Source organism: Pseudomonas sp. B21-028, from assembly GCF_024749045.1.
Classification (GTDB): Bacteria; Pseudomonadota; Gammaproteobacteria; order Pseudomonadales; family Pseudomonadaceae; genus Aquipseudomonas.
Genome location: NZ_CP087184.1, coordinates 1,323,520 through 1,348,790, shown reverse-complemented (window position 1 = coordinate 1,348,790; position 25,271 = coordinate 1,323,520). Strand labels below are relative to the sequence as shown.

The 25,271-nt window shown below is 61.0% G+C and carries 22 protein-coding genes and 1 pseudogene; 2 read left to right on the top strand and 21 right to left on the bottom strand.

What is annotated here, in order from left to right; translation table 11 throughout:
• The first annotated feature begins 99 nt into the window (after positions 1–99).
• Entirely contained in the window at positions 100–423 is a 324-nt protein-coding gene (gene fdxA, locus LOY35_RS06015) for a ferredoxin FdxA (RefSeq protein WP_024779043.1), read from the top strand.
• Between the two features lie 704 nt (positions 424–1,127).
• Here the strand turns inward: fdxA and rpoS are convergent.
• From rpoS to LOY35_RS05975, 8 genes are all read right to left on the bottom strand, one after another.
• Positions 1,128–2,135, bottom strand: coding sequence for an RNA polymerase sigma factor RpoS (gene rpoS / locus LOY35_RS06010; protein ID WP_041022899.1), 1,008 nt, complete (start codon positions 2,133–2,135; stop codon positions 1,128–1,130).
• 106 nt (positions 2,136–2,241) lie between these two features.
• Positions 2,242–3,087, bottom strand: coding sequence for a peptidoglycan DD-metalloendopeptidase family protein (locus LOY35_RS06005; RefSeq protein WP_258631392.1), 846 nt, complete (start codon positions 3,085–3,087; stop codon positions 2,242–2,244).
• A 211-nt stretch (positions 3,088–3,298) separates the two neighbouring features.
• On the bottom strand, positions 3,299–3,934 hold the full coding sequence (locus LOY35_RS06000; RefSeq protein ID WP_162843647.1) for a protein-L-isoaspartate(D-aspartate) O-methyltransferase: 636 nt from the start codon (positions 3,932–3,934) through the stop codon (positions 3,299–3,301).
• 38 nt (positions 3,935–3,972) lie between these two features.
• Entirely contained in the window at positions 3,973–4,722 is a 750-nt protein-coding gene (gene surE, locus LOY35_RS05995; RefSeq protein WP_258631390.1) for a 5'/3'-nucleotidase SurE, read from the bottom strand.
• Positions 4,710–5,768, bottom strand: a complete 1,059-nt coding sequence (truD, locus tag LOY35_RS05990; RefSeq protein ID WP_258631388.1) for a tRNA pseudouridine(13) synthase TruD — start codon at positions 5,766–5,768, stop codon at positions 4,710–4,712. Before truD ends, surE begins: the two co-directional genes overlap by 13 nt.
• On the bottom strand, positions 5,765–6,238 hold the full coding sequence (ispF, locus tag LOY35_RS05985) for a 2-C-methyl-D-erythritol 2,4-cyclodiphosphate synthase (protein ID WP_258631387.1): 474 nt from the start codon (positions 6,236–6,238) through the stop codon (positions 5,765–5,767). The genes truD and ispF overlap by 4 nt, the downstream gene beginning before the upstream one ends.
• 43 nt (positions 6,239–6,281) lie before the next feature.
• The gene (gene fghA, locus LOY35_RS05980; protein ID WP_258631386.1) at positions 6,282–7,127 is read right to left on the bottom strand and encodes an S-formylglutathione hydrolase; all 846 of its coding nucleotides are present in this window, start codon (positions 7,125–7,127) and stop codon (positions 6,282–6,284) included.
• 92 nt (positions 7,128–7,219) lie between these two features.
• The gene (locus LOY35_RS05975; protein WP_258631383.1) at positions 7,220–8,332 is read right to left on the bottom strand and encodes an S-(hydroxymethyl)glutathione dehydrogenase/class III alcohol dehydrogenase; all 1,113 of its coding nucleotides are present in this window, start codon (positions 8,330–8,332) and stop codon (positions 7,220–7,222) included.
• A 107-nt stretch (positions 8,333–8,439) separates the two neighbouring features.
• Between LOY35_RS05975 and LOY35_RS05970 the strand changes: the two genes are divergently transcribed.
• A complete protein-coding gene (locus LOY35_RS05970; protein WP_024779033.1) occupies positions 8,440–9,336 on the top strand; it encodes a LysR substrate-binding domain-containing protein in 897 nt (298 codons plus the stop codon).
• A gap of 134 nt (positions 9,337–9,470) precedes the next feature.
• On the opposite strand, the gene ispD is transcribed toward LOY35_RS05970, so the two are convergent.
• The 13 genes and pseudogenes from ispD to lpxD form a co-directional block, all read right to left on the bottom strand.
• Complete coding sequence (ispD, locus tag LOY35_RS05965) at positions 9,471–10,178, bottom strand: 2-C-methyl-D-erythritol 4-phosphate cytidylyltransferase (protein WP_258631381.1); 708 nt, start codon at positions 10,176–10,178, stop codon at positions 9,471–9,473.
• Positions 10,175–10,453, bottom strand: a complete 279-nt coding sequence (gene ftsB / locus LOY35_RS05960) for a cell division protein FtsB (RefSeq protein WP_024779031.1) — start codon at positions 10,451–10,453, stop codon at positions 10,175–10,177. Before ftsB ends, ispD begins: the two co-directional genes overlap by 4 nt.
• Positions 10,454–10,624: 171 nt before the next feature.
• Entirely contained in the window at positions 10,625–11,914 is a 1,290-nt protein-coding gene (gene eno / locus LOY35_RS05955; RefSeq protein ID WP_258631378.1) for a phosphopyruvate hydratase, read from the bottom strand.
• Between the two features lie 161 nt (positions 11,915–12,075).
• Complete coding sequence (gene kdsA / locus LOY35_RS05950) at positions 12,076–12,921, bottom strand: 3-deoxy-8-phosphooctulonate synthase (protein ID WP_258631377.1); 846 nt, start codon at positions 12,919–12,921, stop codon at positions 12,076–12,078.
• A 4-nt stretch (positions 12,922–12,925) separates the two neighbouring features.
• Complete coding sequence (locus LOY35_RS05945) at positions 12,926–14,557, bottom strand: CTP synthase (RefSeq protein ID WP_258631375.1); 1,632 nt, start codon at positions 14,555–14,557, stop codon at positions 12,926–12,928.
• A gap of 292 nt (positions 14,558–14,849) precedes the next feature.
• A complete protein-coding gene (gene tilS, locus LOY35_RS05940; RefSeq protein WP_258631373.1) occupies positions 14,850–16,160 on the bottom strand; it encodes a tRNA lysidine(34) synthetase TilS in 1,311 nt (436 codons plus the stop codon).
• A 134-nt stretch (positions 16,161–16,294) separates the two neighbouring features.
• Positions 16,295–17,242, bottom strand: coding sequence for an acetyl-CoA carboxylase carboxyltransferase subunit alpha (locus LOY35_RS05935; protein WP_024779026.1), 948 nt, complete (start codon positions 17,240–17,242; stop codon positions 16,295–16,297).
• 150 nt (positions 17,243–17,392) lie between these two features.
• Positions 17,393–20,914, bottom strand: coding sequence for a DNA polymerase III subunit alpha (dnaE, locus tag LOY35_RS05930; protein ID WP_258631372.1), 3,522 nt, complete (start codon positions 20,912–20,914; stop codon positions 17,393–17,395).
• A 248-nt stretch (positions 20,915–21,162) separates the two neighbouring features.
• Positions 21,163–21,765 (bottom strand): annotated as a pseudogene (gene rnhB, locus LOY35_RS05925) (ribonuclease HII); the annotation flags it as partial.
• A complete protein-coding gene (lpxB, locus tag LOY35_RS05920; protein WP_258631371.1) occupies positions 21,762–22,892 on the bottom strand; it encodes a lipid-A-disaccharide synthase in 1,131 nt (376 codons plus the stop codon). The gene lpxB and the pseudogene rnhB, both read right to left, overlap by 4 nt.
• Positions 22,893–22,894: 2 nt before the next feature.
• Complete coding sequence (gene lpxA / locus LOY35_RS05915) at positions 22,895–23,671, bottom strand: acyl-ACP--UDP-N-acetylglucosamine O-acyltransferase (RefSeq protein WP_258631369.1); 777 nt, start codon at positions 23,669–23,671, stop codon at positions 22,895–22,897.
• The gene (gene fabZ / locus LOY35_RS05910) at positions 23,668–24,108 is read right to left on the bottom strand and encodes a 3-hydroxyacyl-ACP dehydratase FabZ (protein ID WP_258631367.1); all 441 of its coding nucleotides are present in this window, start codon (positions 24,106–24,108) and stop codon (positions 23,668–23,670) included. Before fabZ ends, lpxA begins: the two co-directional genes overlap by 4 nt.
• A gap of 106 nt (positions 24,109–24,214) precedes the next feature.
• On the bottom strand, positions 24,215–25,270 hold the full coding sequence (gene lpxD, locus LOY35_RS05905; protein ID WP_258631365.1) for a UDP-3-O-(3-hydroxymyristoyl)glucosamine N-acyltransferase: 1,056 nt from the start codon (positions 25,268–25,270) through the stop codon (positions 24,215–24,217).
• Position 25,271 lies beyond the last annotated feature (1 nt).

Sequence of the window (25,271 nt, the reverse complement as noted above, 5' to 3'; positions counted from 1 at the left end):
GTTTGGGATGCTGCGGACTATTAGCCGGGTCCGCTCCCAAGCCTGGCGACCCCACCGTGAAGAGGGATCCGCTGCCGCCGCCTGAGGAGAGAATTAGAAATGACCTTCGTCGTCACCGACAACTGCATCAAGTGCAAGTACACCGACTGCGTAGAAGTCTGTCCGGTGGACTGCTTCTACGAAGGGCCGAATTTCCTGGTCATTCACCCGGACGAGTGCATCGACTGCGCCCTGTGTGAACCGGAATGCCCGGCGAACGCCATTTTCTCGGAAGACGAAGTGCCGTCCGGCATGGAGAACTTTATCGAGTTGAACGCCGAGCTGGCGGACATCTGGCCGAACATCACCGAGAAGAAAGATGCGCTGCCGGACGCTGAAGAGTGGGATGGCAAGCCAGGCAAGATCGCAGACCTCGAACGCTGATCATCCGCGTTCTTCGAAAAGGCCCCTTGCGGGCCTTTTTGCTTTCCGGTGGCGGAACCGATCAGAGGGTCGAACGCAGCGCTTGGGCGATTCGCAGGCAAAAAAAAGGGGCGGTTTGACCCGCCCACATTTTTTCCCTATTCCCTTTGATCCTTTTCATCATCCTGATGAATCGCGTCCTGCGATGTCCTTCCTTCCCCATCGTCCTTGACGGGTGTGTCTGTCCGTCGACACAGGACTGATATTAGTGTTTTCCCCAACGAGCGCAATTGAAGGCAGACGTCGTTGAGGAGTCCTGTCACGGATCAGTCACAAAATAAAAATGCTTGTTAATCAGATAAATACGAGTTTTCTACGTCACCTATAGACGTCTATCCTTCCAGAGGAGAAACCGAACGCTTACGCAATACTAGGCAAAAGCTTACAAGCTGAGCCGGGAAATGGAGCAGGACTGGAAGCGACCGCGCTGAAATGGACAGCCCCCTGGTGGCGAGGGATTTATCCCCGCTGGGCTGCGAAGCGGCCCCATAACTGTGTACCCAATATGCCTGACACACCGGATGGCTGGTTTTAGGGCTGCTTCGCAGCCCAGCGGGGATAAATCCCCTCGCCACAGAATCATTCCCAGACCGCCCCCAAAAATGAAGAAGGGCGCCTTTTAGCGCCCTCCTTCACTCGCAGTGCATCACCTGTTAAAACGGGTGCTACTGGAACAGCGACTCGCTCGACAGACCATTCTTCTCCAGGATCTCACGCAGACGCTTGAGGCCCTCCACCTGAATCTGTCTCACCCGCTCACGGGTCAGACCGATCTCCAGGCCTACGTCTTCCAGGGTGCTGCTTTCATGACCACGCAGGCCAAAGCGGCGGATTACCACCTCCCGCTGCTTGTCCGTCAGCTCCGAAAGCCATTGGTCGATGCTCTGGGACAAGTCGTCGTCCTGAAGCAGCTCACAAGGGTCCGTGGGGCGCTCGTCAGTAAGGGTGTCCAGCAGGGTCTTGTCCGAGTCCGGCCCCAGCGAGACGTCCACCGAGGAAACCCGCTCATTGAGCCCAAGCATGCGCTTGACCTCGCCTACCGGTTTTTCCAGCAGGTTGGCGATCTCTTCGGGTGAAGGCTCATGGTCGAGCTTCTGGGTCAGCTCACGGGCGGCCCGCAGGTAGACGTTAAGCTCCTTGACCACATGAATCGGCAACCGGATGGTGCGCGTCTGATTCATGATCGCCCGTTCGATGGTCTGGCGGATCCACCAGGTGGCGTAGGTCGAGAAGCGGAAGCCTCGCTCGGGATCGAATTTCTCCACGGCGCGAATCAGCCCCAGGTTGCCCTCTTCGATCAGGTCCAGCAGCGAAAGCCCACGATTGACGTAGCGTCGGGCGATTTTCACCACCAGGCGCAGGTTGCTTTCAATCATGCGTTTGCGACCGGCCGGGTCACCGCTTTGCGACAGGCGCGCAAAATGAACTTCTTCCTCGGGGGAGAGCAGCGGCGAGAAACCGATTTCGTTGAGGTACAGCTGAGTGGCGTCCAGCGCCCGGGTGTAATCGATGTACTTATGTTGTTTAAGTGAAGCGGAGTGTCTGGATTTGGCACGAACGGAAGGAGGAGACGCTCCCTCATCATTCGACATCGAATCCATAGCGATGCCGGTCTCCATCAGGAGAACCTCATCGTCGATGTCAAACTCCGGCACTTCTTTACTGAGAGCCATTGTTATAGTCCTTTGGTGAGTTCGACCTCAAGCTCAAGCGACGCCTTTATCCTTGGCAACGCTGGAGCCTGTTCCCTCTACGTGACGGAACAGGCTGACAACCAAATCAACGACGTGGCAGGAATTGCAGTGGATCTACCGGTTTACCTTGTCGGCGAATCTCAAAGTGCAGTTTCACCCGGTCTGTACCCGTTGACCCCATTTCGGCAATTGTCTGTCCGACCTTGACCTGCTGCCCCTCCCGAACCAACAGCCTGCGGTTGTGACCGTAGGCACTGACGTAGGTATCGCTGTGTTTGATGATCACGAGTTCGCCGTAGCCCCTCAAACCACTCCCGGCGTACACAACCGTGCCATCAGACGCGGCTAAAACAGGCTGTCCCAAATCCCCGGCGATATCAATTCCTTTATTCAAACTACCGTTTGAAGAGAATTTTCCAATGAGAACGCCACTAGAAGGCCATCCCCAGCCCGTCGGGGCGGGGCCTGCCGCAGGCATGGGAGCAGGCGCCGGCTTGCTCGCGACGGACGGTACTGTCGTCGTTGCAGCCCCGACCGGCCGACGAATAACCGTGGTTTTACTCGAGGATGAAGGTGTCGAATCCGACTGCGTGACGACCGCGGTAGGCGTTGAACCGCTGCGACCATCGAAGCGAATCGTCTGACCTGGATGAATCGTATAAGGCGCAGGAATGTTGTTCCGCGCCGCGAGAGACTTGTAGTCCCAGCCGTAGCGAAAAGCGATGGAAAACAGTGTATCGCCGCGACGGACTACATACTGACCGGTCGTTACTGTAGGACGTTGCGGTGCAGCATTGTTGCGATCGACAACCCGGACATTGCCGGAAGGTGTACTGGAACAACCGACCAGCAACGTACTCAAGACAAGGCCAGTCACCAGGCGCTGAAAGCTCGTGATACCCATACGCTGCGCAATGACTGTGAGACTCACCCGCCGCTCCCTTTGTGGTGGCTGAAAAATTGGAAACTGCCTGCCCAGGCAGACACGATGCAAGTATAACGAGGCACGATCATGCCTCTATTAATGAAGCGCCAAGCACTGTCGCACACGTTTGCTCGACGCCATTGGGTCTTGTTCGGCACTGGGGTGTCGCTGTAAGACACAACCCACGCCGCAGAATTCAGCGTCCGTTTATAAATGCTCAGGCCAATGGCCCGTTGAGCAGCGGCACGAACCGTACGGCTCCCAGGACATGGCGTGAAAAACCGTGTTCTTCACGCACGATCAACATCAATTGCTGAACCTCACCGGAACCCACCGGAATCACCATCCGCCCGCCGGGGGCAAGTTGATCCAGCAGGGCCTGGGGCACATCGGTGGCCACCGCGGTGACGATGATGCCGTTATAAGGCGCCAGCGCCGGCCAGCCTTCCCAGCCATCGCCCCAGCGAAACACCACGTTGCGCAGGTTCAGTTCAACCAGGCGTTCCTTGGCGCGATCCTGCAACACCTTGATCCGCTCCACGGAAAACACCCGCTCCACCAGTTGCGACAGCACTGCCGTCTGGTAGCCCGAACCGGTGCCGATTTCCAGCACCTTGTCCAACGGCCCCGCCTCCAGCAGTAACTCGCTCATGCGGGCCACCATATAAGGCTGGGAAATGGTCTGGTTGTGGCCGATCGGCAACGCCGTGTCTTCGTAGGCGCGATGGGCCAGGGCTTCATCGACGAACAAATGCCGAGGCGTGCGGCGAATCACTTCCAGCACCTGGGCGTTGGACAGGCCTTCTTCGTAAAGCCGCTGAATCAGTCGCTCCCGGGTACGCTGGGAGGTCATGCCGATCCCCCGGCGCAACATATCGTCTTGCTCGCGCATCAACGCAGTCCCTCCAGCCAGCCATCGAGGTGTCGAAAGGCATCGTTGAAGGTGCGGTCGAGCTGCAACGGGGTGATCGAGACATACCCCTGCATCACCGCATGGAAATCGGTGCCCGGCCCGCCATCCTCCGCATCGCCGGCGGCGGCGATCCAGTAACCGGCCTTGCCTCGCGGGTCGACCACGTGCATGGGCTTGGCGGCACGGGCACGATGGCCCAGGCGCGTGAGCTGGATGCCACGGATGTGATCCAGGGGCAGGTTCGGGATATTCACGTTCAGCACCGTGCGCGGCGGCAAGTCCAGTTCGCCATGGGCTTCTACCAGCTTGCGGGCAAAGTAGGCGGCGGTAGGCAAGTTATCGACCTGGCGGGAAACAAACGAAAAGGCAAACGACGGCTGCTCCAGGAAGCGACCTTCCAGGGCGGCGGCGACCGTACCGGAATACAGCACGTCATCCCCCAGGTTCGCGCCCAGGTTGATGCCCGAAACCACCATGTCCGGTTCGCGCTCCAGCAGGCCGTTGAGGCCCAGGTGCACGCAATCGGTGGGGGTGCCGTTGAGGCTGATGAAACCGTTATCCAGATAGCAAGGGTGCAACGGACGGTCGAGCGTCAGCGAGCTGCTGGCGCCGCTTTTGTCCTGGTCCGGGGCGATCACCACGCACTCGGCAAAATCCGCCAGCGCAGCATAAAGCGCGGCAAGACCGGGTGCTGTCACCCCGTCGTCGTTAGAAATCAGAATACGCATGGGCTGTCCGTCTGCCCCACCGGCACCAGATCGACGAGTTCGCGCACCAAGACAGTGGCGAAACATCCGGCCGGCAGGACGAATTCCAGTTGCAGAATGTCTAGCGAGGGATAATGCCACGACAGCCCGCCAATGGGCAGTCGCAGGATGCGACGTTCGTGACTCATTCCCGCGTTTACCAACCAATCGCGCAAGTCCGCTTCGCCCTCGGCGACGGCCTGTTCCAGATCGTGGATCACACCCGAGGCCGGTGAAGGACCTTCGCCCCACTGTGGCCCGGTCGGGTGCAGATCGAGGATCGCCAGGCGCGGATCGTTGCATTCGGCTTCACCGGCCGGGAAAAAGCTGCGGCTGTCGGTGAAGGCCAGCAAGTCGCCCACTTGGGCTTGTTGCCAGGTACCGTCGGCCACCCGGGCCGCCAATACACGGTTGAACAGGAAACTACGGGCTGTCGACAACAGCCGCGAACGCACGTTGCGTTGCTCCGGCAGGGCCTTGCGTGCCGCCCAGGCACGGGCATCGACGACGTTGCCGCCGTCATGGCCAAAGCGCTGGGCGCCGTAATAATTGGGAATACCCTGACGGACGATCTGTTGCAGGCGCGCGTCGATGGCCGCCGGGTCGCCCTTGAACTGGGTCAGGCGCAAGGTAAAACCATTGGCCGAGTGCGCGCCGCGTTGCAGCTTGCGCTTATGGCGCCCGGTCTTGAGGATCTTCAGCGTGTCGTTCTCCGCCGCCGACAGGTCCGGATCCGCCTTACCCGGCAATTGGACGCTGAACCATTGCCGGGTCAGGGCCTGACGGTCCTTGAGCCCGGCGTAGCTGACGGTACGCAGCGGCACGCCGGCGGCCTTGGCAATTCGCCGGGCCGCCTCTTCAGTGTTCAAGCCGCGCTTTTCGACCCAGATCCACAAATGCTCGCCATCGCCGCTCAACGGGATGTCGAGTACTTCATCGACCTGAAAATCTTCAGCGGTGGCCTTGAGTACCGCGCTGCCCAGCGACTCGCCATAGGCACGTGGCCCCAACAATTCCAGTTCGGTCATGGGCGCAGCAACAAGGCGACGGAATGGACGGCAATGCCTTCTTCGCGACCGACGAAACCCAGTTTCTCGGTGGTGGTGGCTTTCACGTTCACCTGGTCCAGCTCAACTTGAAGATCCTCGGCAATCAACTGGCGCATGGCCTCGATGTGCGGTGCCATTTTCGGCGCCTGGGCGACAATGGTGTTATCGACATTGCCGACCTTCCAGCCCTTGGCGTGGATCAGCGAAACCACATGGCGCAGCAGTTCGCGGCTGTCGACGCCCTTGAATCGAGGATCGGTGTCGGGGAAATGCTTGCCGATATCGCCCAGGGCCGCCGCGCCGAGCAATGCGTCGCTCAGGGCGTGCAGCAGGACATCACCATCAGAATGCGCGAGCAGCCCGAAACCGTGTGCGATACGCACGCCGCCCAGGGTAATAAAGTCGCCTTCAGTGAAACGGTGAACATCGTAGCCGTGGCCAATACGCATAAAAAAACGCCCTGATTTCTGTCAGGGCGTGATTCTACCTGCATTAGACGTTTAGAGCGCGTGCATGATGTTGCAGATGCTCATCAATGAAACTGGCGATGAAGAAGTAACTGTGGTCGTAGCCCGGTTGCAAGCGCAACTCCAGGGGATGACCCGCGGCCTTCGCCGCCTGCTGCAAGGCTTCGGGCTTGAGCTGGTTGGCCAGGAAATCATCGCGATCACCCTGGTCCACCAACAACGGCAGCTTCTCTTCAGCCTCGGCAATCAGCGCACAGGTATCCCATTCACGCCATTTCGAGCGGTCTTCCCCCAGGTAACGGGAGAAAGCTTTCTGCCCCCACGGACAATCCATCGGATTGTTGATCGGCGAAAAGGCCGACACCGAACGGTAACGTCCCGGGTTGCGCAAGGCGCAGACCAGCGCGCCGTGGCCGCCCATGGAGTGACCGCTGATGCTGCGCTTGTCCGACGCCGGAAAATGCGCTTCGACCAACGCTGGCAATTCCTGCACCACGTAGTCATACATCCGATAGTGCCGCGCCCAGGGTTCCTGGGTGGCGTTCAGGTAGAACCCCGCGCCCAGGCCGAAGTCCCAGGCCTTGTCCGGATCACCCGGCACGTCGGCGCCACGCGGGCTGGTGTCTGGCGCGACGATGATCAACCCCAACTCGGCAGCCATGCGCTGGGCGCCGGCCTTCTGCATGAAGTTCTCGTCGGTGCAGGTCAGCCCGGACAACCAATACAGCACGGGCAACTTGCCGCCCTGTTCGGCTTGCGGTGGCAGATACACGGCAAACACCATGTCACAGCCAAGCACTTCGGAGCGGTGCCGGTAACGCTTATGCCAGCCGCCGAAGCTTTTCTGGCAGGAGATATTTTCGAGGTTCATAACTTCACCTCAGCTCCAAGCCGCAAGATCAAGCTGCAAGAAAAAGCACCGCGCTTCACTTGCAGCTTGTAGCTTGCAACTTGCAGCTGCTCTTAAAAATGAATGACGGTACGGATGCTCTTGCCTTCATGCATCAGGTCGAACGCCTTGTTGATATCTTCCAGGCCCATGGTGTGGGTGATGAAGGTATCCAGCGGGATTTCGCCCTTCTCGGCCATTTCCACGTAGCTGGGCAGTTCGCTGCGACCGCGCACGCCGCCGAACGCCGAACCGCGCCAGACGCGCCCTGTCACCAGTTGGAACGGACGGGTGGCGATTTCCTGGCCGGCACCGGCCACGCCGATGATCACCGACTCACCCCAACCCTTGTGGCAGCACTCCAGTGCGGCACGCATCAGCTGGACGTTGCCGATGCACTCGAAGGAAAAGTCCACGCCGCCGTCAGTCATGTCGACGATGACTTCCTGGATCGGACGGTCGAAGTCTTTCGGGTTGACGCAATCGGTGGCGCCCAATTGCTTGGCAATCTCGAACTTGGCCGGGTTGATGTCGATGGCGATGATGCGCGCTGCCTTGGCCTTCACGGCACCGATCACCGCCGACAGGCCGATACCGCCCAGGCCGAAGATAGCCACGGTGTCACCTGGCTTGACCTTGGCGGTGTTGATCACCGCGCCGATACCGGTGGTGACGCCGCAACCGAGCAGGCAGACCTTTTCCAAGGGTGCCGCCTTCGGGATTTTCGCAACGGAGATTTCCGGCAACACGGTGTACTCAGAGAACGTCGAGGTGCCCATGTAGTGGAAAATGGTTTCGCCCTTGTAGGAAAAGCGCGAAGTGCCGTCCGGCATCAGGCCTTTGCCCTGCGTGGCGCGAATGGCCTGGCAGAGGTTGGTCTTGCCCGACTTGCAGAATTTGCACTGGCCGCATTCCGGCGTGTACAGCGGGATCACATGGTCACCCACCGCGACCGAGGTCACGCCCTCGCCGATGGCTTCGACGATTGCACCGCCCTCGTGACCGAGGATCGACGGGAAGATGCCTTCCGGGTCGGCGCCCGACAGGGTGTATGCGTCGGTATGGCAAACACCGGAAGCCACCACACGCAACAGCACTTCACCCGCCTTGGGCATGGCGACGTCGACTTCAACGATTTCCAGGGGTTTCTTGGCCTCGAAGGCAACGGCAGCGCGCGACTTGATCATCCGGTCTCTCCATCAAATAAAAACAAGACCGGGAGTGTAATCCGCCTCAGGACGATGAATAATCCAATCGAAAGCAAAACATTATTGCCATACAGGGATAATCCTTCATGTCCGATAACCGCTGGGAAGGGATCGACGAGTTCGTCGCGGTGGCCGAGTGCAGCCAATTCACCGCCGCTGCCGAACGCCTCGGGGTTTCCTCCTCTCACATCAGTCGACAAATCGTACGGCTTGAAGAGCGGCTACAGACACGATTGCTGTATCGCAGTACCCGTCGGGTCACCCTGACCGAGGCCGGGCAGACCTTTTTGCAGCATTGCCAACGGTTGCAGGATGGCCGCGAGGAAGCACTCCGCGCAGTGGGCGATCTCACCAGCGAACCCAAGGGCATGTTGCGAATGACCTGTGCGGTGGCCTATGGCGAGCGCTTTATCGTGCCGCTGGTGACACGGTTCATGGGGCTTTACCCACAACTGCGAGTAGACATCGAACTGAGCAATCGGCCCCTCGACCTGGTCCACGAAGGGCTGGACCTGGCGATTCGCCTGGGTCGTCTGCAGGACTCACGCCTGATTGCCACGCGCCTCGCGCCGCGTCGCATGTACCTGTGCGCCTCACCGTCTTACCTGGAGCGGTATGGCCGCCCTCATAGCCTGTCGGAGTTGAGCCGTCATAACTGTCTGATCGGCAGTTCCGACCTCTGGCAACTGGAACAGAACGGGCGGGAATTTTCCCAACGCGTGCAGGGAAACTGGCGCTGCAACAGCGGCCAAGCGGTGCTGGAGGCGACCTTGCAGGGGGTCGGGCTGTGCCAGTTACCGGATTACTACGTACTGGAGCATTTGCACAGCGGCGCGTTGATCTCACTGCTGGAGGCGCATCAGCCACCGAATACGGCCGTGTGGGCGCTGTATCCACAGCAACGGCACCTGTCGCCGAAGGTGCGCAAGCTGGTGGACTACTTGAAGGAAGGGTTGGCTGAGCGGCCGGAGTATCGGGGTTGATGCCGGAGATCAGCGGCGTTTGAACCAGCGCTTCGCGAGCAGGCTCGCTCCCACAGAGGATCTTGGGTGGACACAAAATCTATGTACGGCAGAGATCTTTGTGGGAACGAGCCTGCTCGCGATGGCGGTTTCACTTAATGACGATAAGCCCAACGCTGGCGCAACCACTCCAGATCTTCTGGCCGGGTGACCTTGATGTTGTCCGACCGCCCTTCGATCAACCGAGGCGCCTGGCCCGCCCACTCCATGGCCGAGGCTTCATCGGTAATCACCGCATCCGCCACCAGGCTATCGGCTAACGCCCGATGCAGGGCCCCGAGGCGAAACATCTGCGGCGTATAGGCTTGCCAGATCACACTGCGATCAACGGTTTCCACTACACGGCCGTGTTTGTCGACGCGTTTGAGGGTATCGCGGGCCGGGACGGCCAGCAGGCCACCGACCGGGTCGTTCGCCAGCTCGCCGAGCAAGGAGTCCAGATCGTCCCGGGACAGGTTGGGCCGGGCGGCATCATGCACCAGCACCCAATCGTGATCGTCAGCGCCCTGGGCATGCAGGTGCAACAAGGCATTGAGCACCGAATCCGAACGCTGCGCGCCACCGTCCACCCGTTGGATGCGGGTGTCGCCAGCACAGGCCAGGGTCGGCCAGTAAGGATCATCGTGTGCAACGCAGACCACCACGCCCTTGACGGTCGGATGGTCGAGGAAACAGCCGAGGCTGTGTTCAAGAATTGTGCGCCCGCCCAGTTGCAAGTATTGCTTGGGACGGTCAGCGGCCATACGGGCTCCGACGCCCGCGGCAGGAATCACGGCCCAGAAGGCCGGCAAGCGGATACTCATTGGGCCAACTGGTAGAGGGTTTCGCCCTCCTTGACCATGCCCAACTCATGGCGAGCCCGCTCTTCAACGGTCTCCATGCCTTTTTTCAGTTCCATCACTTCGGCGTCCATCACCCGATTACGCTCCAGCAATGCTTCGTTCTCGGCATGCTGGTCGGCAATCTGCTGTGTCAGGTCGGCCACTTGCGCCAGGCTGCCATTACCCACCCACAGGCGGTACTGCAGGCCGGCCAGCAACAGGAGCAAGACAAGAAACAACCAATTGGGACTGCGCATCGAATATCAGGTATCCAGTGAAAAAAGACCGCCATGCCAAACTTTGAAACGTCTGATAGCACGAAGCCTGGAAGAACCAGGCTTGTGCTTCATAAGGCATCAGATTAGAGGCAAAACCGCCGCTATCGCGACTTTAACGCCCTAACCCGCTGTCTTTTTACCATTTACCGCTTAACCGCGAAACTCGGCACGACCGTTGTACTTGGCCTTGCCGTTCAACTGCTCTTCGATACGCAGCAGTTGGTTGTACTTGGAAACGCGGTCGGAACGGCACAGCGAACCGGTCTTGATCTGCCCTGCCGCGGTGCCCACGGCCAGGTCGGCGATGGTCGAATCCTCGGTTTCACCGGAGCGGTGGGAGATCACGGCGGTGTAGCCGGCGGCCTTGGCCATCTGGATGGCTTCCAGGGTTTCGGTCAGGGTGCCGATCTGGTTGAACTTGATCAGGATCGAGTTGGCAATCTTCTTGTCGATGCCTTCTTTCAGGATCTTGGTGTTGGTCACGAACAGGTCGTCGCCCACCAGCTGGGTTTTCTCGCCGATCTTGTCGGTGAGGATTTTCCAGCCAGCCCAGTCGGACTCGTCCAGGCCGTCTTCGATGGAGATGATCGGGTAGCGCTCGGTCAGGCCCTTGAGGTAGTCGGCAAAACCTTCGGCCGTGAACACCTGGCCTTCGCCGGACAGGTTGTATTTGCCGTCTTCGAAGAACTCACTGGCGGCGCAGTCCAGGGCCAGGGTCACGTCGGTGCCCAGCTTGTAGCCGGCGTTGGCCACGGCTTCGGAGATCACTTTCAGCGCGTCTTCGTTGGACGCCAGGTTCGGGGCGAAACCGCCTTCGTCGCCAACCGCGGTGCTCAGGCCACGGGCCTTCAGCACGGCCTTGAGGTGATGGAAAATCTCGGTGCCCATGCGCAGGCCTTCGGAGAAGGACTTGGCGCCAACCGGCTGGACCATGAACTCCTGGATGTCGACGTTGTTGTCGGCATGCTCGCCGCCGTTGATGATGTTCATCATCGGAACCGGCATCGAGTAGACGCCCGGTGTACCGTTGAGGTTGGCGATGTGGGCGTACAGCGGCAGGTCCTGGTCCTGGGCGGCAGCCTTGGCGGCGGCCAGGGACACGGCGAGGATCGCGTTGGCGCCCAGGGTGGCTTTGTTCTCAGTACCGTCGAGCTTGATCATGGCCTGGTCGAGGGCTTTCTGGTCGGCAGGATCCTTGCCCAGCAACAGGTCACGGATCGGACCGTTGATGTTGGCAACAGCCTTCAGTACGCCCTTGCCCAGGTAACGGCTCTTGTCGCCATCACGCAGCTCCAGCGCTTCGCGCGAGCCAGTGGAAGCACCGGACGGCGCGCAGGCGCTGCCGATGATGCCGTTGTCGAGAAGCACGTCCGCTTCAACAGTGGGGTTGCCACGGGAGTCGAGAACTTCACGACCTTTGATGTCGACGATTTTTGCCATTGTTGTAAACACTCCAAAGTTGACGAAACGCTGTGGGAGCACGGCTTGCCGGCGATGGGAGCCTCAAGGGCGCCATCGCTGGCAAGCCATGCTCCCACAAGAGCAGTGCGGCCAGCGGGCCAGAGCGATAATCGAGCGGTACTTTACCGGAGAAAACCGTGTTACGCGGTTTCTATCGTCGGAAAACCCTTGACCAGATCGTCCAACGCCTTGAGCTGAGACAGGAACGGCTCCAGCTTGTTCAGGCGCAAGGCGCAAGGGCCGTCGCACTTGGCGTTATCCGGATCCGGGTGGGCCTCGAGGAACAGGCCCGCCAGGGACTGGCTCATGCCGGCCTTGGCCAGGTCGGTCACTTGGGCACGACGGCCACCGGCGGAGTCGGAACGGCCGCCAGGCATCTGCAGCGCGTGGGTCACGTCGAAGAACACCGGGTATTCGAACTGCTTCATGATGCCGAAGCCGAGCATGTCCACCACGAGGTTGTTGTAGCCGAAGCTCGAGCCGCGCTCGCAGAGGATCAACTGGTCGTTCCCGGCCTCTTCGCACTTACTCAGGATGTGTTTCATTTCCTGAGGCGCGAGGAATTGGGCTTTCTTGATGTTGATCACCGCACCGGTCTTGGCCATCGCCACCACCAGGTCGGTCTGGCGCGACAGGAAGGCCGGCAACTGGATGATGTCGCAGACCTCGGCAACGACCGCGGCCTGGTCAGGCTCGTGGACATCGGTGATGATCGGCACGCCGAAGGCTTGCTTGATGTCCTGGAAGATGCGCATGCCCTCTTCCAGGCCCGGGCCACGGTAAGAGCTCACGGACGAACGGTTGGCCTTGTCGAAGCTGGCCTTGAAGACGTAGGGGATACCCAGTTTCTGGGTAACCTTGACGTACTCCTCGCAGACCTGCATCGCCATGTCGCGGCTTTCCAGCACGTTCATGCCGCCGAACAGCACCATGGGCTTGTCGTTGGCAATCTCGATGTCGCCGACGCGAATGATCTTCTGGGTCATCGTCTTATGCCTTTTTCTGGTGTTGAGCCAAAGCGGCCTTTACGAAACCGCTGAACAGCGGATGACCGTCCCGTGGCGTCGAGGTGAACTCGGGGTGGAACTGGCAGGCGACGAACCATGGATGGTCCGGGGACTCGACCACTTCCACCAGCGCGCCGTCACCGGAACGACCGGAGATCTTCAGGCCAGCTTCGATCAGTTGCGGCAGCAGCTTGTTGTTCACTTCGTAGCGATGGCGGTGACGCTCGACGATCACATCCTTGGCATAGCAATCGTGCACCAGGGAGCCGGTTTCGAGCAGGCATTCCTGGGCGCCGAGACGCATGGTACCGCCCAGGTCGGACGTTTCGGTCCGCACTTCCACGGCGCCGGTGGCGTCTTCCCACTCGGTGATCAGGCCCACGACCGGGTGACCGCTGGCGCGATCGAACTCGGTGGAGTTGGCGTCCTTCCAGCCCATCACGTTACGGGCGAACTCGATGACCGCCACTTGCATACCCAGGCAGATACCCAGGTACGGCACCTTGTTTTCGCGGGCGTACTGGACAGCGGTGATCTTGCCTTCCACGCCCCGCAGGCCGAAGCCGCCTGGAACGAGGATCGCATCGGCGCCTTCGAGCAGGCCGGTGCCCTGGTTCTCGATGTCTTCGGAGTCGATGTAGCGCAGATTGACCTTGGTGCGGTTGCTGATGCCGGCGTGACTCATCGCTTCGATCAGCGACTTGTAGGCGTCCAGCAGTTCCATGTACTTGCCGACCATGGCGATGGTGACTTCATGCTCGGGGTTGAGCTTGGCATCGACCACGGCGTCCCATTCGGACAGGTCGGCACCGGCACATTGCAGGCCGAAACGCTCGACGACGAAATCGTCCAGGCCCTGGGAGTGCAGGATGCCCGGGATCTTGTAGATGGTGTCGGCGTCTTCGAGGCCGATGACCGCGCGCTCTTCAACGTTGGTGAACTGAGCGATCTTGCGGCGCGAGGAGATATCGATCGGGTGATCGGAGCGGCAGATCAGCACGTCCGGCTGCAGGCCGATGGAGCGCAGTTCCTTGACCGAGTGCTGGGTTGGCTTGGTCTTGGTTTCGCCGGCGGTGGCGATGTACGGCACCAGCGTCAGGTGCATCAGCATCGCGCGCTTGGCGCCGATTTCGAAACGCAACTGGCGGATGGCTTCGAGGAACGGCTGGGACTCGATGTCGCCCACGGTACCGCCGATCTCGACCATCGCCACGTCGGCGTCGCCGGCACCCTTGATGATGCGGCGCTTGATCTCGTCGGTGATGTGGGGGATGACCTGAATGGTCGCGCCCAGGTAATCACCACGACGCTCCTTGCGCAGCACGTGCTCGTAGACGCGGCCGGTGGTGAAGTTGTTGTTCTGGGTCATGGTCGTGCGGATGAACCGCTCGTAGTGGCCCAGGTCCAGGTCGGTCTCGGCGCCGTCATGGGTGACGAACACTTCGCCGTGCTGGAACGGGCTCATGGTGCCCGGGTCGACGTTGATGTACGGGTCCAGCTTGAGCATGGTGACCTTAAGTCCCCGCGCCTCCAGGATGGCCGCCAATGAAGCCGAGGCAATGCCTTTCCCCAATGAAGAAACAACACCGCCCGTGACGAATATGTAGCGCGTCATGAAAAACCCTAGAAGTCTGCGTTAAAGCGGTCCGAGCCGCCGGGGAAAGCGAAGGAAGGCCGAAGCCCCCGATCACCTGCATTAATCACAGTGCACCTTTCAAAAAAACCGCCGCGTTGGGACAGACCGGAAGACAAATCACCGGTACGTTGCTCGCTACACATTTTTTGGAATCGCCCAGCAAAGACTGCTTGGTAATCGGCAACTCCTGCAATTCAGGCGAATCCACAGAAGTTGTATCAAGAAGGGAGCGTAGTCTACCGGAAAGCCCCTTTCAGCTCAAACCCAGATCTTACTCCGATGGCTGCCAATGCAATTGCCAGGTGCCATTAGCGCCTCCATCGAGCCCCGGCAGGTTGGCCACCGCCAGCAATTGTCCGTCCCGATACAGCAGCGGCAATCGGCCGCGAACGAACGCCGGCAGGCCACTTTCGTTGAGCAAACGCTTGAGATCCCGATGGCCACGGCCCGGCACCGCCATCACCTCGCCGCCCTGACGATAGCGAACGCAAAGCCGACCGTCGGGGATTTTGCCAGTGAGGATCACCCGGCCATTGCCCGGCAGACCCAAGGGATCAGTTGTCCGGGGCCATTCGACACAGCCCGAGACTGGTTGCAGCCAAGGGTCGGGTAACCACCAGACCCGCCCGCCGGCCCGGTGCAGCTCACCGCCGGCCAGGCGCCAGATCGGCCGGGCATCGTCCCCCGCGTCGCGCAGCGAATCCCAGCCGGCCCAGTGGTCGCTGTCCGGCAGCAGGGTCAGCGGCGCCAGCCAGTGGCTCATTGCATTGCGCTGGCGAGCCACCGACAAGGCCTGCAAAGGTGCCAGCGCCAGGGACGGCAGGCCGAGCCAGTCAAACGCGCCCGGGGTCCTGGCGTCGGCCAGATCGATCCGCGCCAGGTCATCCAGCAGACCCTGGGCCTCTGTCAGGTGCGCAGCGCCACGGGCCAGGCTCGACGCAGCCTGGGGCCAGTGTTCGGTCAGCACCGGGAAAACCCGCTGGCGCAGGTAATTGCGCGAATACCGATGATCGTTGTTGGACGGATCTTCGATCCAGCTCAAACCCTGCTGCTTCCCATAGGCCTCCAGCTCCGCGCGGGACACATCGAGTAACGGGCGCAGCAAACATCCCTGCCCAAGGGGACGCTGCCTCGGCATCGCCGACAAGCCCCGCACGCCCGCCCCCCGCAGCAAACGAAACAGCAGGGTTTCAGCCTGATCGTCACGGTGCTGGGCAGTGAGCAGCACTTCATTGTCCTGGAGCGCCGCGGCGAAAGCGCCATAGCGTGCCTCCCGGGCGGCCCGCTCGAGACTGGCGCCGGGGCGGACCTGGACCTCGACCACCTGCAGCGGCACTCCCAGCGCTTCACACACCCGACGACAATGCTCCGGCCAGGCATCGGCCGCGGCCTGGAGGCCGTGGTGGACATGGATAGCGCTAAGGGGTGGCAGGGTCTGCGTGTTTGAAAGCGATGCGAGCAAGTGCAGCAGGACGGTGGAGTCGAGACCGCCGGAGAAGGCGATACGCCAGACGGCAGCGTTGCGCCAGGGGGAGAGATTCAGCAGAAGCCGGGCTGCAAGATCAATCGTTGGTTGGCTCATATCGATCACCTTGCACAAAACGAATGTGGGAGCGAGCCTGCTCGCGATGGCTGCTTAACATTCAACATATCTGTTGACTGTTATACCGCAATCGCGAGCAGGCTCGCTCCCACATGGGGTGAAGCAGCTTCAGGTCAGAGACCGTAGCTCATCAACCGCTCGTAGCGACGGGCCAGCAGCGCGTCGTTGTCGAACTTCTTCAGCATCGACAGCTGGGAACTCAGCTCGGCGCGGATCAGCGCGGCAGCCGCGGCCGGGTCACGGTGGGCGCCGCCCACGGGCTCGTTGATCACTTTGTCCACGATCCCCAGGCCTTTGAGACGTTCGGCGGTGATGCCCATGGCTTCCGCGGCGTCCGGCGCCTTCTCGGCGGTTTTCCACAGGATCGAGGCGCAGCCTTCCGGCGAGATTACCGCGTAGGTGGAATACTGCAGCATGTTCAACTGGTCGCAGACGCCGATGGCCAACGCACCGCCGGAACCGCCTTCACCGATGACGGTGGCGATGATCGGGGTTTTCAGCCGTGCCATGACCCGCAGGTTCCAGGCAATCGCTTCGCTCTGGTTGCGCTCTTCGGCGTCGATGCCCGGGTAGGCGCCCGGGGTGTCGATGAAGGTCAGGATCGGCATCTTGAAGCGCTCGGCCATTTCCATCAGACGGCAGGCCTTGCGATAGCCTTCCGGACGCGGCATGCCGAAGTTGCGGCGGACTTTCTCGCGCACTTCGCGGCCCTTCTGGTGACCGATGACCATCACCGGCTGGTCGTCCAGGCGGGCGACACCGCCGACGATCGCGGCGTCGTCGGAGAAGTGACGGTCGCCGTGCAGTTCGTCGAACTCGGTGAAGATGTGATCGATGTAGTCCAGGGTGTATGGACGACGCGGATGACGCGCCAGGCGCGCGATCTGCCAGCTGGTCAGCTTGCCGAAGATGTCCTCGGTCAGCGTGCGGCTCTTGTCCTGCAGACGAGAGATCTCATCGCCGATATTCAGCGAATTGTCATTACCGACCAAGCGCAACTCTTCGATCTTGGCTTGCAGGTCGGCGATCGGCTGTTCGAAATCTAGAAAATTCGGGTTCATAGGCGTCCGTCTTGGGTCGACGTCCAAGAGAGCTTGGGCCGGCCGGTTGTCTATTCGCGCCCTACCTTAAGGGAGAGGCGCGTTCAGGTCGAGATTAAAAATTCGGGTCGCGGTCAGGGACACTCCAAGTCCAGGAGTGGCCCCTGGCCGTCAACGGTATTGGAGGAAGACGTTGTCTTTGCCGAACTGGTCACGCAAGGCTTGAATCAACGCGTCCGCCGGATCGATCCGCCAGCCCTCGCCGAACTGCAGCACGGCCTTGGCGTCGGGGCGCACGTACTCCATGGTGATCGGACAGGCACCGCGATGGCGCTTGAACAACTCACCCAGCCAGCGTAGCTGGTCGCCCTTGAGGTCCTGGGTCTGCAACTTCAGGCGCAGGCTCTCGGCCAGGTTGGTCCGGGCATCTTCCATGCTCATCACCCGCTTGACCCGAAGCCGCAGGCCACCGGAGAAGTCATCGTTGCTGACCTCGCCTTCCACTACCACCATCGCGTCGGTCTGCAACAGTGACTGTGCCGAGTGGAACGCATCGGCAAACAACGAGGCCTCGATGCGCCCGGAACGGTCGTCGAGGGTGATGAACCCCATCTTGTCGCCCTTTTTGTTCTTCATCACCCGCAGGGCGATGATCATGCCGGCGACGGTTTGCGTATCGCGAGCCGGCTTCAGGTCGATGATGCGCTGACGGGCAAAGCGGCGGATTTCGCCTTCGTATTCATCGATCGGGTGACCGGTGAGGTACAGCCCCAAGGTGTCTTTCTCGCCTTTGAGGCGCTCCTTGAGGGTCAACTCCTTGGCCTTGCGATGGTTGCCGTAGACATCGGCGTCTTCTTCGACGAACAGGCCGCCGAACAGGTCGGCGTGGCCGCTGTCATGGGTGCGAGCGGTCTGTTCGGCGGCCTTGATCGCTTCTTCCATGGCCGCCAGCAACACCGCGCGGTTGCGGTCGATGTTGGCCTGGTAGGCCTTGGGTTCGTCATGGAAGTACGGACCCAGCCGGTCCAGCGCGCCGCTGCGGATCAAGCCGTCGAGGGTGCGCTTGTTGATACGCTTGAGGTCGACCCGGGCACAGAAATCGAACAGATCCTTGAACGGCCCCTCCTGGCGTGCCTCGGTGATGGCCTCTACTGGCCCCTCGCCCACGCCCTTGATCGCGCCCAGGCCATAAATGATGCGGCCCTCATCGTTCACCGTGAACTTGAACTCCGAAGCGTTCACGTCCGGCGCGTCGAGGCGCAACTTCATGGTCCGCACTTCTTCGATCAGGGTCACGACCTTGTCGGTGTTGTGCATATCCGCCGACAGCACGGCCGCCATGAACGGCGCCGGGTAATGCGCCTTCAGCCATGCAGTCTGGTACGACACCAAACCGTAGGCGGCAGAGTGGGATTTGTTGAAGCCGTAACCGGCGAATTTTTCCACCAGGTCGAAGATGTTACCGGCCAGGTCCGCATCGATGCCGTTGTTCGCACAACCTTCGATGAAGCCCCCGCGCTGCTTGGCCATCTCCTCGGGTTTTTTCTTACCCATCGCCCGACGCAGCATGTCCGCGCCGCCGAGGGTGTAGCCGGCCATGACCTGGGCAATCTGCATCACCTGTTCCTGATACAGGATGATGCCGTAGGTCGGTGCCAGTACCGGCTTGAGGCCCTCGTACTGGTAATCCGGGTGCGGGTACGCCAGTTCGGCGCGACCGTGCTTACGGTTGATGAAGTCGTCCACCATGCCCGATTGCAAAGGGCCCGGACGGAACAGGGCCACCAGTGCGATCAGGTCTTCCAGGCAGTCGGGCTTGAGCTTTTTGATCAGCTCCTTCATGCCGCGGGATTCGAGCTGGAACACCGCCGTGGTTTCGGCCTTCTGCAACAGGCTGTAGGTCGGTTTGTCGTCCAGTGGAATGAACGCGATATCCAGCGGCTCTTCGCCGACCTTGGCCCGGTCGCGGTTGATGGTCTTCAACGCCCAGTCGATGATGGTCAGGGTCCGCAGGCCCAGGAAGTCGAACTTCACCAAGCCGGCCGCCTCGACGTCGTCCTTGTCGAACTGGGTGACCAGGCCGTCGCCCTCCTCGTCGCAATAGATCGGCGAGAAGTCGGTCAGTTTGGTCGGCGCGATCACCACACCACCGGCGTGCTTGCCGACGTTACGCACCACGCCTTCGAGCTTGCGGGCCATCTCCCAGATTTCCGCGGCCTCTTCATCGACCTTGATGAAGTCCCGCAGGATTTCTTCCTGCTCGTAGGCTTTTTCCAGGGTCATGCCGACTTCGAACGGAATCATCTTCGACAGACGATCCGCCAGGCCATAGGACTTGCCCTGTACCCGCGCCACGTCACGCACCACCGCCTTGGCGGCCATGGAACCGAAGGTGATGATCTGGCTCACCGCGTTGCGGCCATATTTCTCGGCCACGTAATCGATCACCCGGTCACGACCGTCCATGCAGAAGTCGACGTCGAAGTCGGGCATGGAAACCCGTTCCGGGTTGAGAAAGCGTTCGAACAGCAGGTCATATTCCAGCGGGTCGAGGTCGGTGATCTTCTGCACGTAGGCCACCAGCGACCCGGCACCCGATCCACGACCCGGCCCTACCGGCACACCATTGCTCTTGGCCCACTGGATAAAGTCCATCACGATCAGGAAGTAACCGGGGAAGCCCATCTGGATGATGATATCCAGTTCGAAATTCAACCGGTCGACATAGACCTGACGCTTGGCTTCGTAGTCCTCGGTGGTGTCCTTGGGCAGCAGGACGCTCAGGCGCTCTTCGAGGCCGTCGAACGAGACCTTGCGGAAATACTCGTCGATGGTCATGCCATCGGGAATCGGGAAGTTGGGCAGGAAGTGCTTGCCCAGCTTCACTTCGATGTTGCAGCGCTTGGCGATCTCGACGGTATTTTCCAGCGCCTCGGGCAGATCGCTGAACAACTCGGCCATTTCCTCGGCGCTTTTGAGGTATTGCTGATCGCTGTAGTTCTTTGGCCGGCGCGGGTCATCGAGGGCCCGGCCCTCACCGATGCAGACGCGGGTTTCGTGGGCTTCGAAGTCTTCCTGCTTGATGAAGCGCACGTCGTTGGTCGCCACCAGCGGCGCGCCGATCTTGTCGGCCAGCGCCACGGCGGCATGCAGGTGCTCTTCGTCATTGGGACGATTGGTGCGCTGCACTTCGATGTAGAAACGGTCCGGGAATACCGCCATCCAGTCGCGGGCCAGCGTCTCGGCTTCCTCGGCGTTGCCGCTGAGCAGGGCCAGGCCGATTTCACCCTCCTTGGCCGCCGACAGCATGATCAGGCCTTCGCTGGCCTCGGCCACCCACTCGCGCTCGATGATGATCGAACCGTTGCGCTGGCCATCGATGAAGCCGCGGGAGATCAACTCGGTCAGGTTGCGGTAACCCAAGGCGTTCATGACCAGCAGGCTGATACGGCTCAACGGTGCGTCCGGATCCTTGCTGGACAGCCACAGGTCGGCGCCGCAGATCGGCTTGATCCCGCCGCCCATGGCGGTCTTGTAGAACTTGACCAGCGAACACATGTTGTTCTGGTCGGTGACCGCCACGGCGGGCATGTTCATGCCCACCAGAGTCTTGACCAGTGGCTTGATCCGCACCAGACCGTCGACCAGGGAGTATTCAGTGTGCAGGCGTAGATGAACGAATGAAGCCGGCATAGTGATCCTGCGTTAAGTCATGAAAACAACAAGGCCCGGATTGTACCGGGCCTTGGGTCTGAGTGGCGAATGCCCGTCAGTCGAAAAACCGACCTGGTGGGAGCGAGCCTGCTCGGGAAGGCGCTATATCAGGCCACATCAATGTCTACCGTGCCGCCCTCTTCGCGAGCAAGCTCGCTCCCACAGGGGATTGCATTTGGCTGAACGGGACCAGCCGTTACCAAACCCTCACGAGCCTCATACGCCATCCGCACCGGTGCGAACGAACGTCGATGAATGGGCGTTGGCCCCAGTCGCGCCAAGGCTTCCAGATGCACCGGCGTCGGGTAACCCTTGTGGCCACCGATGCCGTAGCCCGGGTAAATCAGTTCGAAGGCGCTCATCTCCCGGTCACGGCTGACCTTGGCCAGGATCGATGCCGCCGCGATAGCCGGCACCTTTGCGTCACCCTGGATCACCGCCTCGGCGCGCATCGACAGTTTCGGGCAACGATTGCCATCGATCATCGCCAGCTTCGGCGTAATGTGCAGGCCCTGTACGGCACGCTGCATGGCGAGCATGGTGGCGTGCAGGATATTCAGTTCGTCGATTTCTTCGACCTCGGCCCGGGCGATGCACCAGCTCAGGGCCTTCTCGCAGATTTCGTCGTAGAGTTTCTCGCGACGGGCTTCGGTGAGTTTCTTGGAATCGTTGAGGCCCAGGATCGGCCGGTTCGGGTCGAGAATCACCGCCGCCGTCACCACCGCGCCGCACAATGGGCCGCGCCCCACCTCATCGACGCCCGCCACCAGTTCTTCGACTTCGGCGACCAGATTGAAGTCCAGGCCCATCTGCTGCTTCGAATGCTTCATGGCTTGGCACCGATCAAGGTCAGTACCGCGTCTGCCGCCTGGTTCGAGGCATCGCGGCGCAACGTGCGGTGGATCTCGTCAAAGCCCCGGGTCTGTTCCTGGCCGCCGTCGATCAACGGCGCCAGCGTGTTGGCCAATGCGTCGGCTGTTGCATCGTCCTGCAGCAACTCGGGCACCAGCAAACGCTGGGCCAACAGGTTCGGCAAGGAGATGTAAGGACTCTTGACCATGCGCTTGAGGATCCAGAACGTCAGCGGTGCCAGACGATAGGCGACCACCATCGGGCGCTTGTACAGCAACGCTTCAAGGGTAGCAGTGCCGGAGGCAATCAACACCGCATCGCACGCAGCCAACGCCTGGTGGGAGCGACCGTCGAGCAGCGTGACCGGCAGATCGCGGCCGGCCAGCAATGCTTCGAGCTGCTCACGCCGCTGCGGACTGGCACACGGCAGGACAAAACGCACGCCGGGACGCATCGCCCGAAGGCGCTCGGCAGCATCGAAAAACAAGCCGCCCAGGCGACTCACTTCGCCGCCCCGACTGCCCGGCATCAAGGCCACCAGCGGCCCGTCGGGCAAGCCCAACGCCTGGCGGGCGCCCGCACGGTCGGCTTCCAGGGGAATGGTGTCGGCCAGGGTATGCCCGACAAACCGTACCGGCACGCCCTTCTCCTCATAGAACCTGGCTTCGAACGGCAGCAGCGTCAGCATCAGGTCGCAGCCTTCGCGAATCTTCAGCACGCGCTTCTGCCGCCAGGCCCAGACCGACGGGCTAACGTAGTGCACGGTCTTGATCCCGGCCTGGCGTAACTTGAGTTCGATGTTGAGGGTGAAATCCGGCGCGTCGATGCCGATGAACACATCCGGTTTTTCATCAATCAGGGTCGCAATCAGCTTCTTGCGCCGGGCCAGCAGCTCTCGCAACCGACCGAGCACTTCCACCAGCCCCATCACCGACAAGCGCTCCATCGGAAAATAGGAGGTCAACCCCTCGGCCTGCATCAATGGCCCGCCGACACCGATGAACTCGACCGCCGGATGCTGCGCCTTGAGCGCTCGCATCAAGCCTGCACCCAGGATATCGCCGGAAGCTTCGCCCGCCACCAGCGCAACACGCAAATGGCCCATGGTCAGCGAGTGATGCCGCGGGTCGAAGATTGGATGGAGTCGCGGAACACCGCGACTTCCGGGAACTGGGTCGATGCTTCGGCCAACTCGACGAGCGCCTGCTCTACGGTCAAGCCCTGGCGATACACAACCTTGTAGGCCCGGCGCAACGCGGCAACCGCTTCTTCGCTGAAGCCACGACGGCGCATGCCTTCGAAGTTCATGCTGCGGGCCTCGGCCGGATTGCCGAACACGGTGACATACGCCGGGACGTCCTTGCCGATGGCGGTGCCCATGCCGGAAAAGCTGTGGGCGCCGATATGGCAGTACTGGTGAACCAGGGTGAAGCCAGACAGGATCGCCCAGTCGTCCACGTGGACATGGCCGGCCAGTGCGGTGTTGTTGACCAGGATGCAATGGTTGCCAATGACGCTGTCGTGGCCGATGTGGGCATAGGCCATGATCAGGTTGTGGTCGCCCAGGGTCGTTTCGGAACGATCCTGAACGGTGCCACGGTGAATCGTCACGCCCTCGCGGATCACATTGTGATCGCCGATGACCAGGCGGGTTTCTTCACCCTTGTATTTGAGATCGGGGGTGTCCTCACCTACCGTAGAAAACTGGTAGATACGATTGTGCCGGCCGATCCGGGTCGGTCCCTTGAGCACCACGTGCGGGCCGATCACCGTACCCTCGCCGATTTCCACACCTGCGCCGATAATCGACCAAGGGCCGACCTCGACGCCGTCGGCCAGGACGGCCGTCGGATCGATGATTGCGCGAGGGTCAATCAAACTCATAGCTTGCGTTCCGCGCAAATGATTTCAGCGGAGCAGACAGGCTTGCCGTCGACCGAAGCCTGGCATTCGAACTTCCAGATCTGGCGCTTGCAGCTGATGAACGTGGCTTCGAGGATCAACTGATCGCCCGGGGTCACCGGCTGGCGGAAACGCAACTTGTCGGACCCGACGAAGTAGTAGAGCGTGCCGTCCGCGGGTTTCACGTCCATGATCTTGAAACCAAGGATCCCGGCAGCTTGAGCCATGGCCTCGATGATCAGCACGCCCGGCATGATGGGATGCGCAGGGAAGTGACCATTGAAGAACGGCTCGTTGATGCTGACATTCTTGTAGGCGCGAATGCGCTTGCCCTCAATATCCAGGTCCACTACCCGATCCACAAGCAGGAACGGGTAACGGTGAGGCAGGTACTCGCGAATCTCGTTGATGTCCATCATTTCGGGGGGAAGCCTATGTAAAGATTGGGAGGTGCGCGATAGACGCGCGCTCCGCTAGCAAATCAAGGAAGCCTGGCGGCCGTGCACACTTGATATGGAAATGGTATCAGCCATCTGATGAAGCATTACCGCCAGGGGTCACGTCCCCTACACGCTTTTCCAGCTGTCGCAGGCGTCGCGCGATGTCATCGAGCTGACGAATACGGGCCGCGCTCTTGCGCCATTCAGCCGCCGGCTGCATCGCCGTACCGGAGGAATAGGCACCCGGCTCGGTAATCGAGTGGGTCACCATGGTCATCCCGGTCAGGAAAACGTTGTCACAGATATCGATGTGCCCCACCAGCCCCACGCCACCGGCGAGCATGCAGTGCTTGCCGATCCTGGTGCTGCCGGAGATACCCACGCAGGCCGCCATGGCGGTGTGGTCGCCAACCTGGACGTTGTGGGCGATCTGGATCTGATTGTCCAGCTTCACACCATTACCGATGATGGTGTCAGCCAGCGCGCCGCGGTCGATAGCGGTATTGACGCCGATCTCCACGTCATCGCCAACGGTGACGCCACCAATCTGGGCAATCTTCTGCCAGATGCCCTTCTCGTTGGCGAAACCGAATCCTTCACCGCCCAGCACCGCGCCGGACTGGATCACCACGCGCTTGCCGATGCGCACATCGTGATACAGGGTGACCCGGGGAGCCAGCCAGCCACCTTCACCGATCTCGCTACGGGCCCCGACGAAACAATGAGCCCCCAGCGTGACACCGGCACCGATCCGCGCCGCGCTTTCGATGACCACGAAAGGACCGATGCTGGCCGTCGGGTCGACCACCGCATCCGCCGCAATCACCGCACTGGGATGAATGCCGGCAGCCGCCTTGGGCTTGGGGTCGAACAGATGGGAAATCCGCGCATACGCCAGGTATGGATCGGGCACGATCAGGGCGTCGCCGGCAAAACCTTCGGCATCGGCAGCCTTGAGCAACAACGCGGCGGCCCGGCTATCGGCCAGGTATTTGCGATACTGAGGATTTGCCAGGAAGCTCAACTGAGCTGGGCCAGCCTCTTGCAAAGTGGCTAGCCCAGTAATTGCCTTCTCCGGGTCGCCACGCAGGGTGGCTCCGAGGAACTCGGCCAACTGACCGAGTTTTATAGTCGCTGTCATG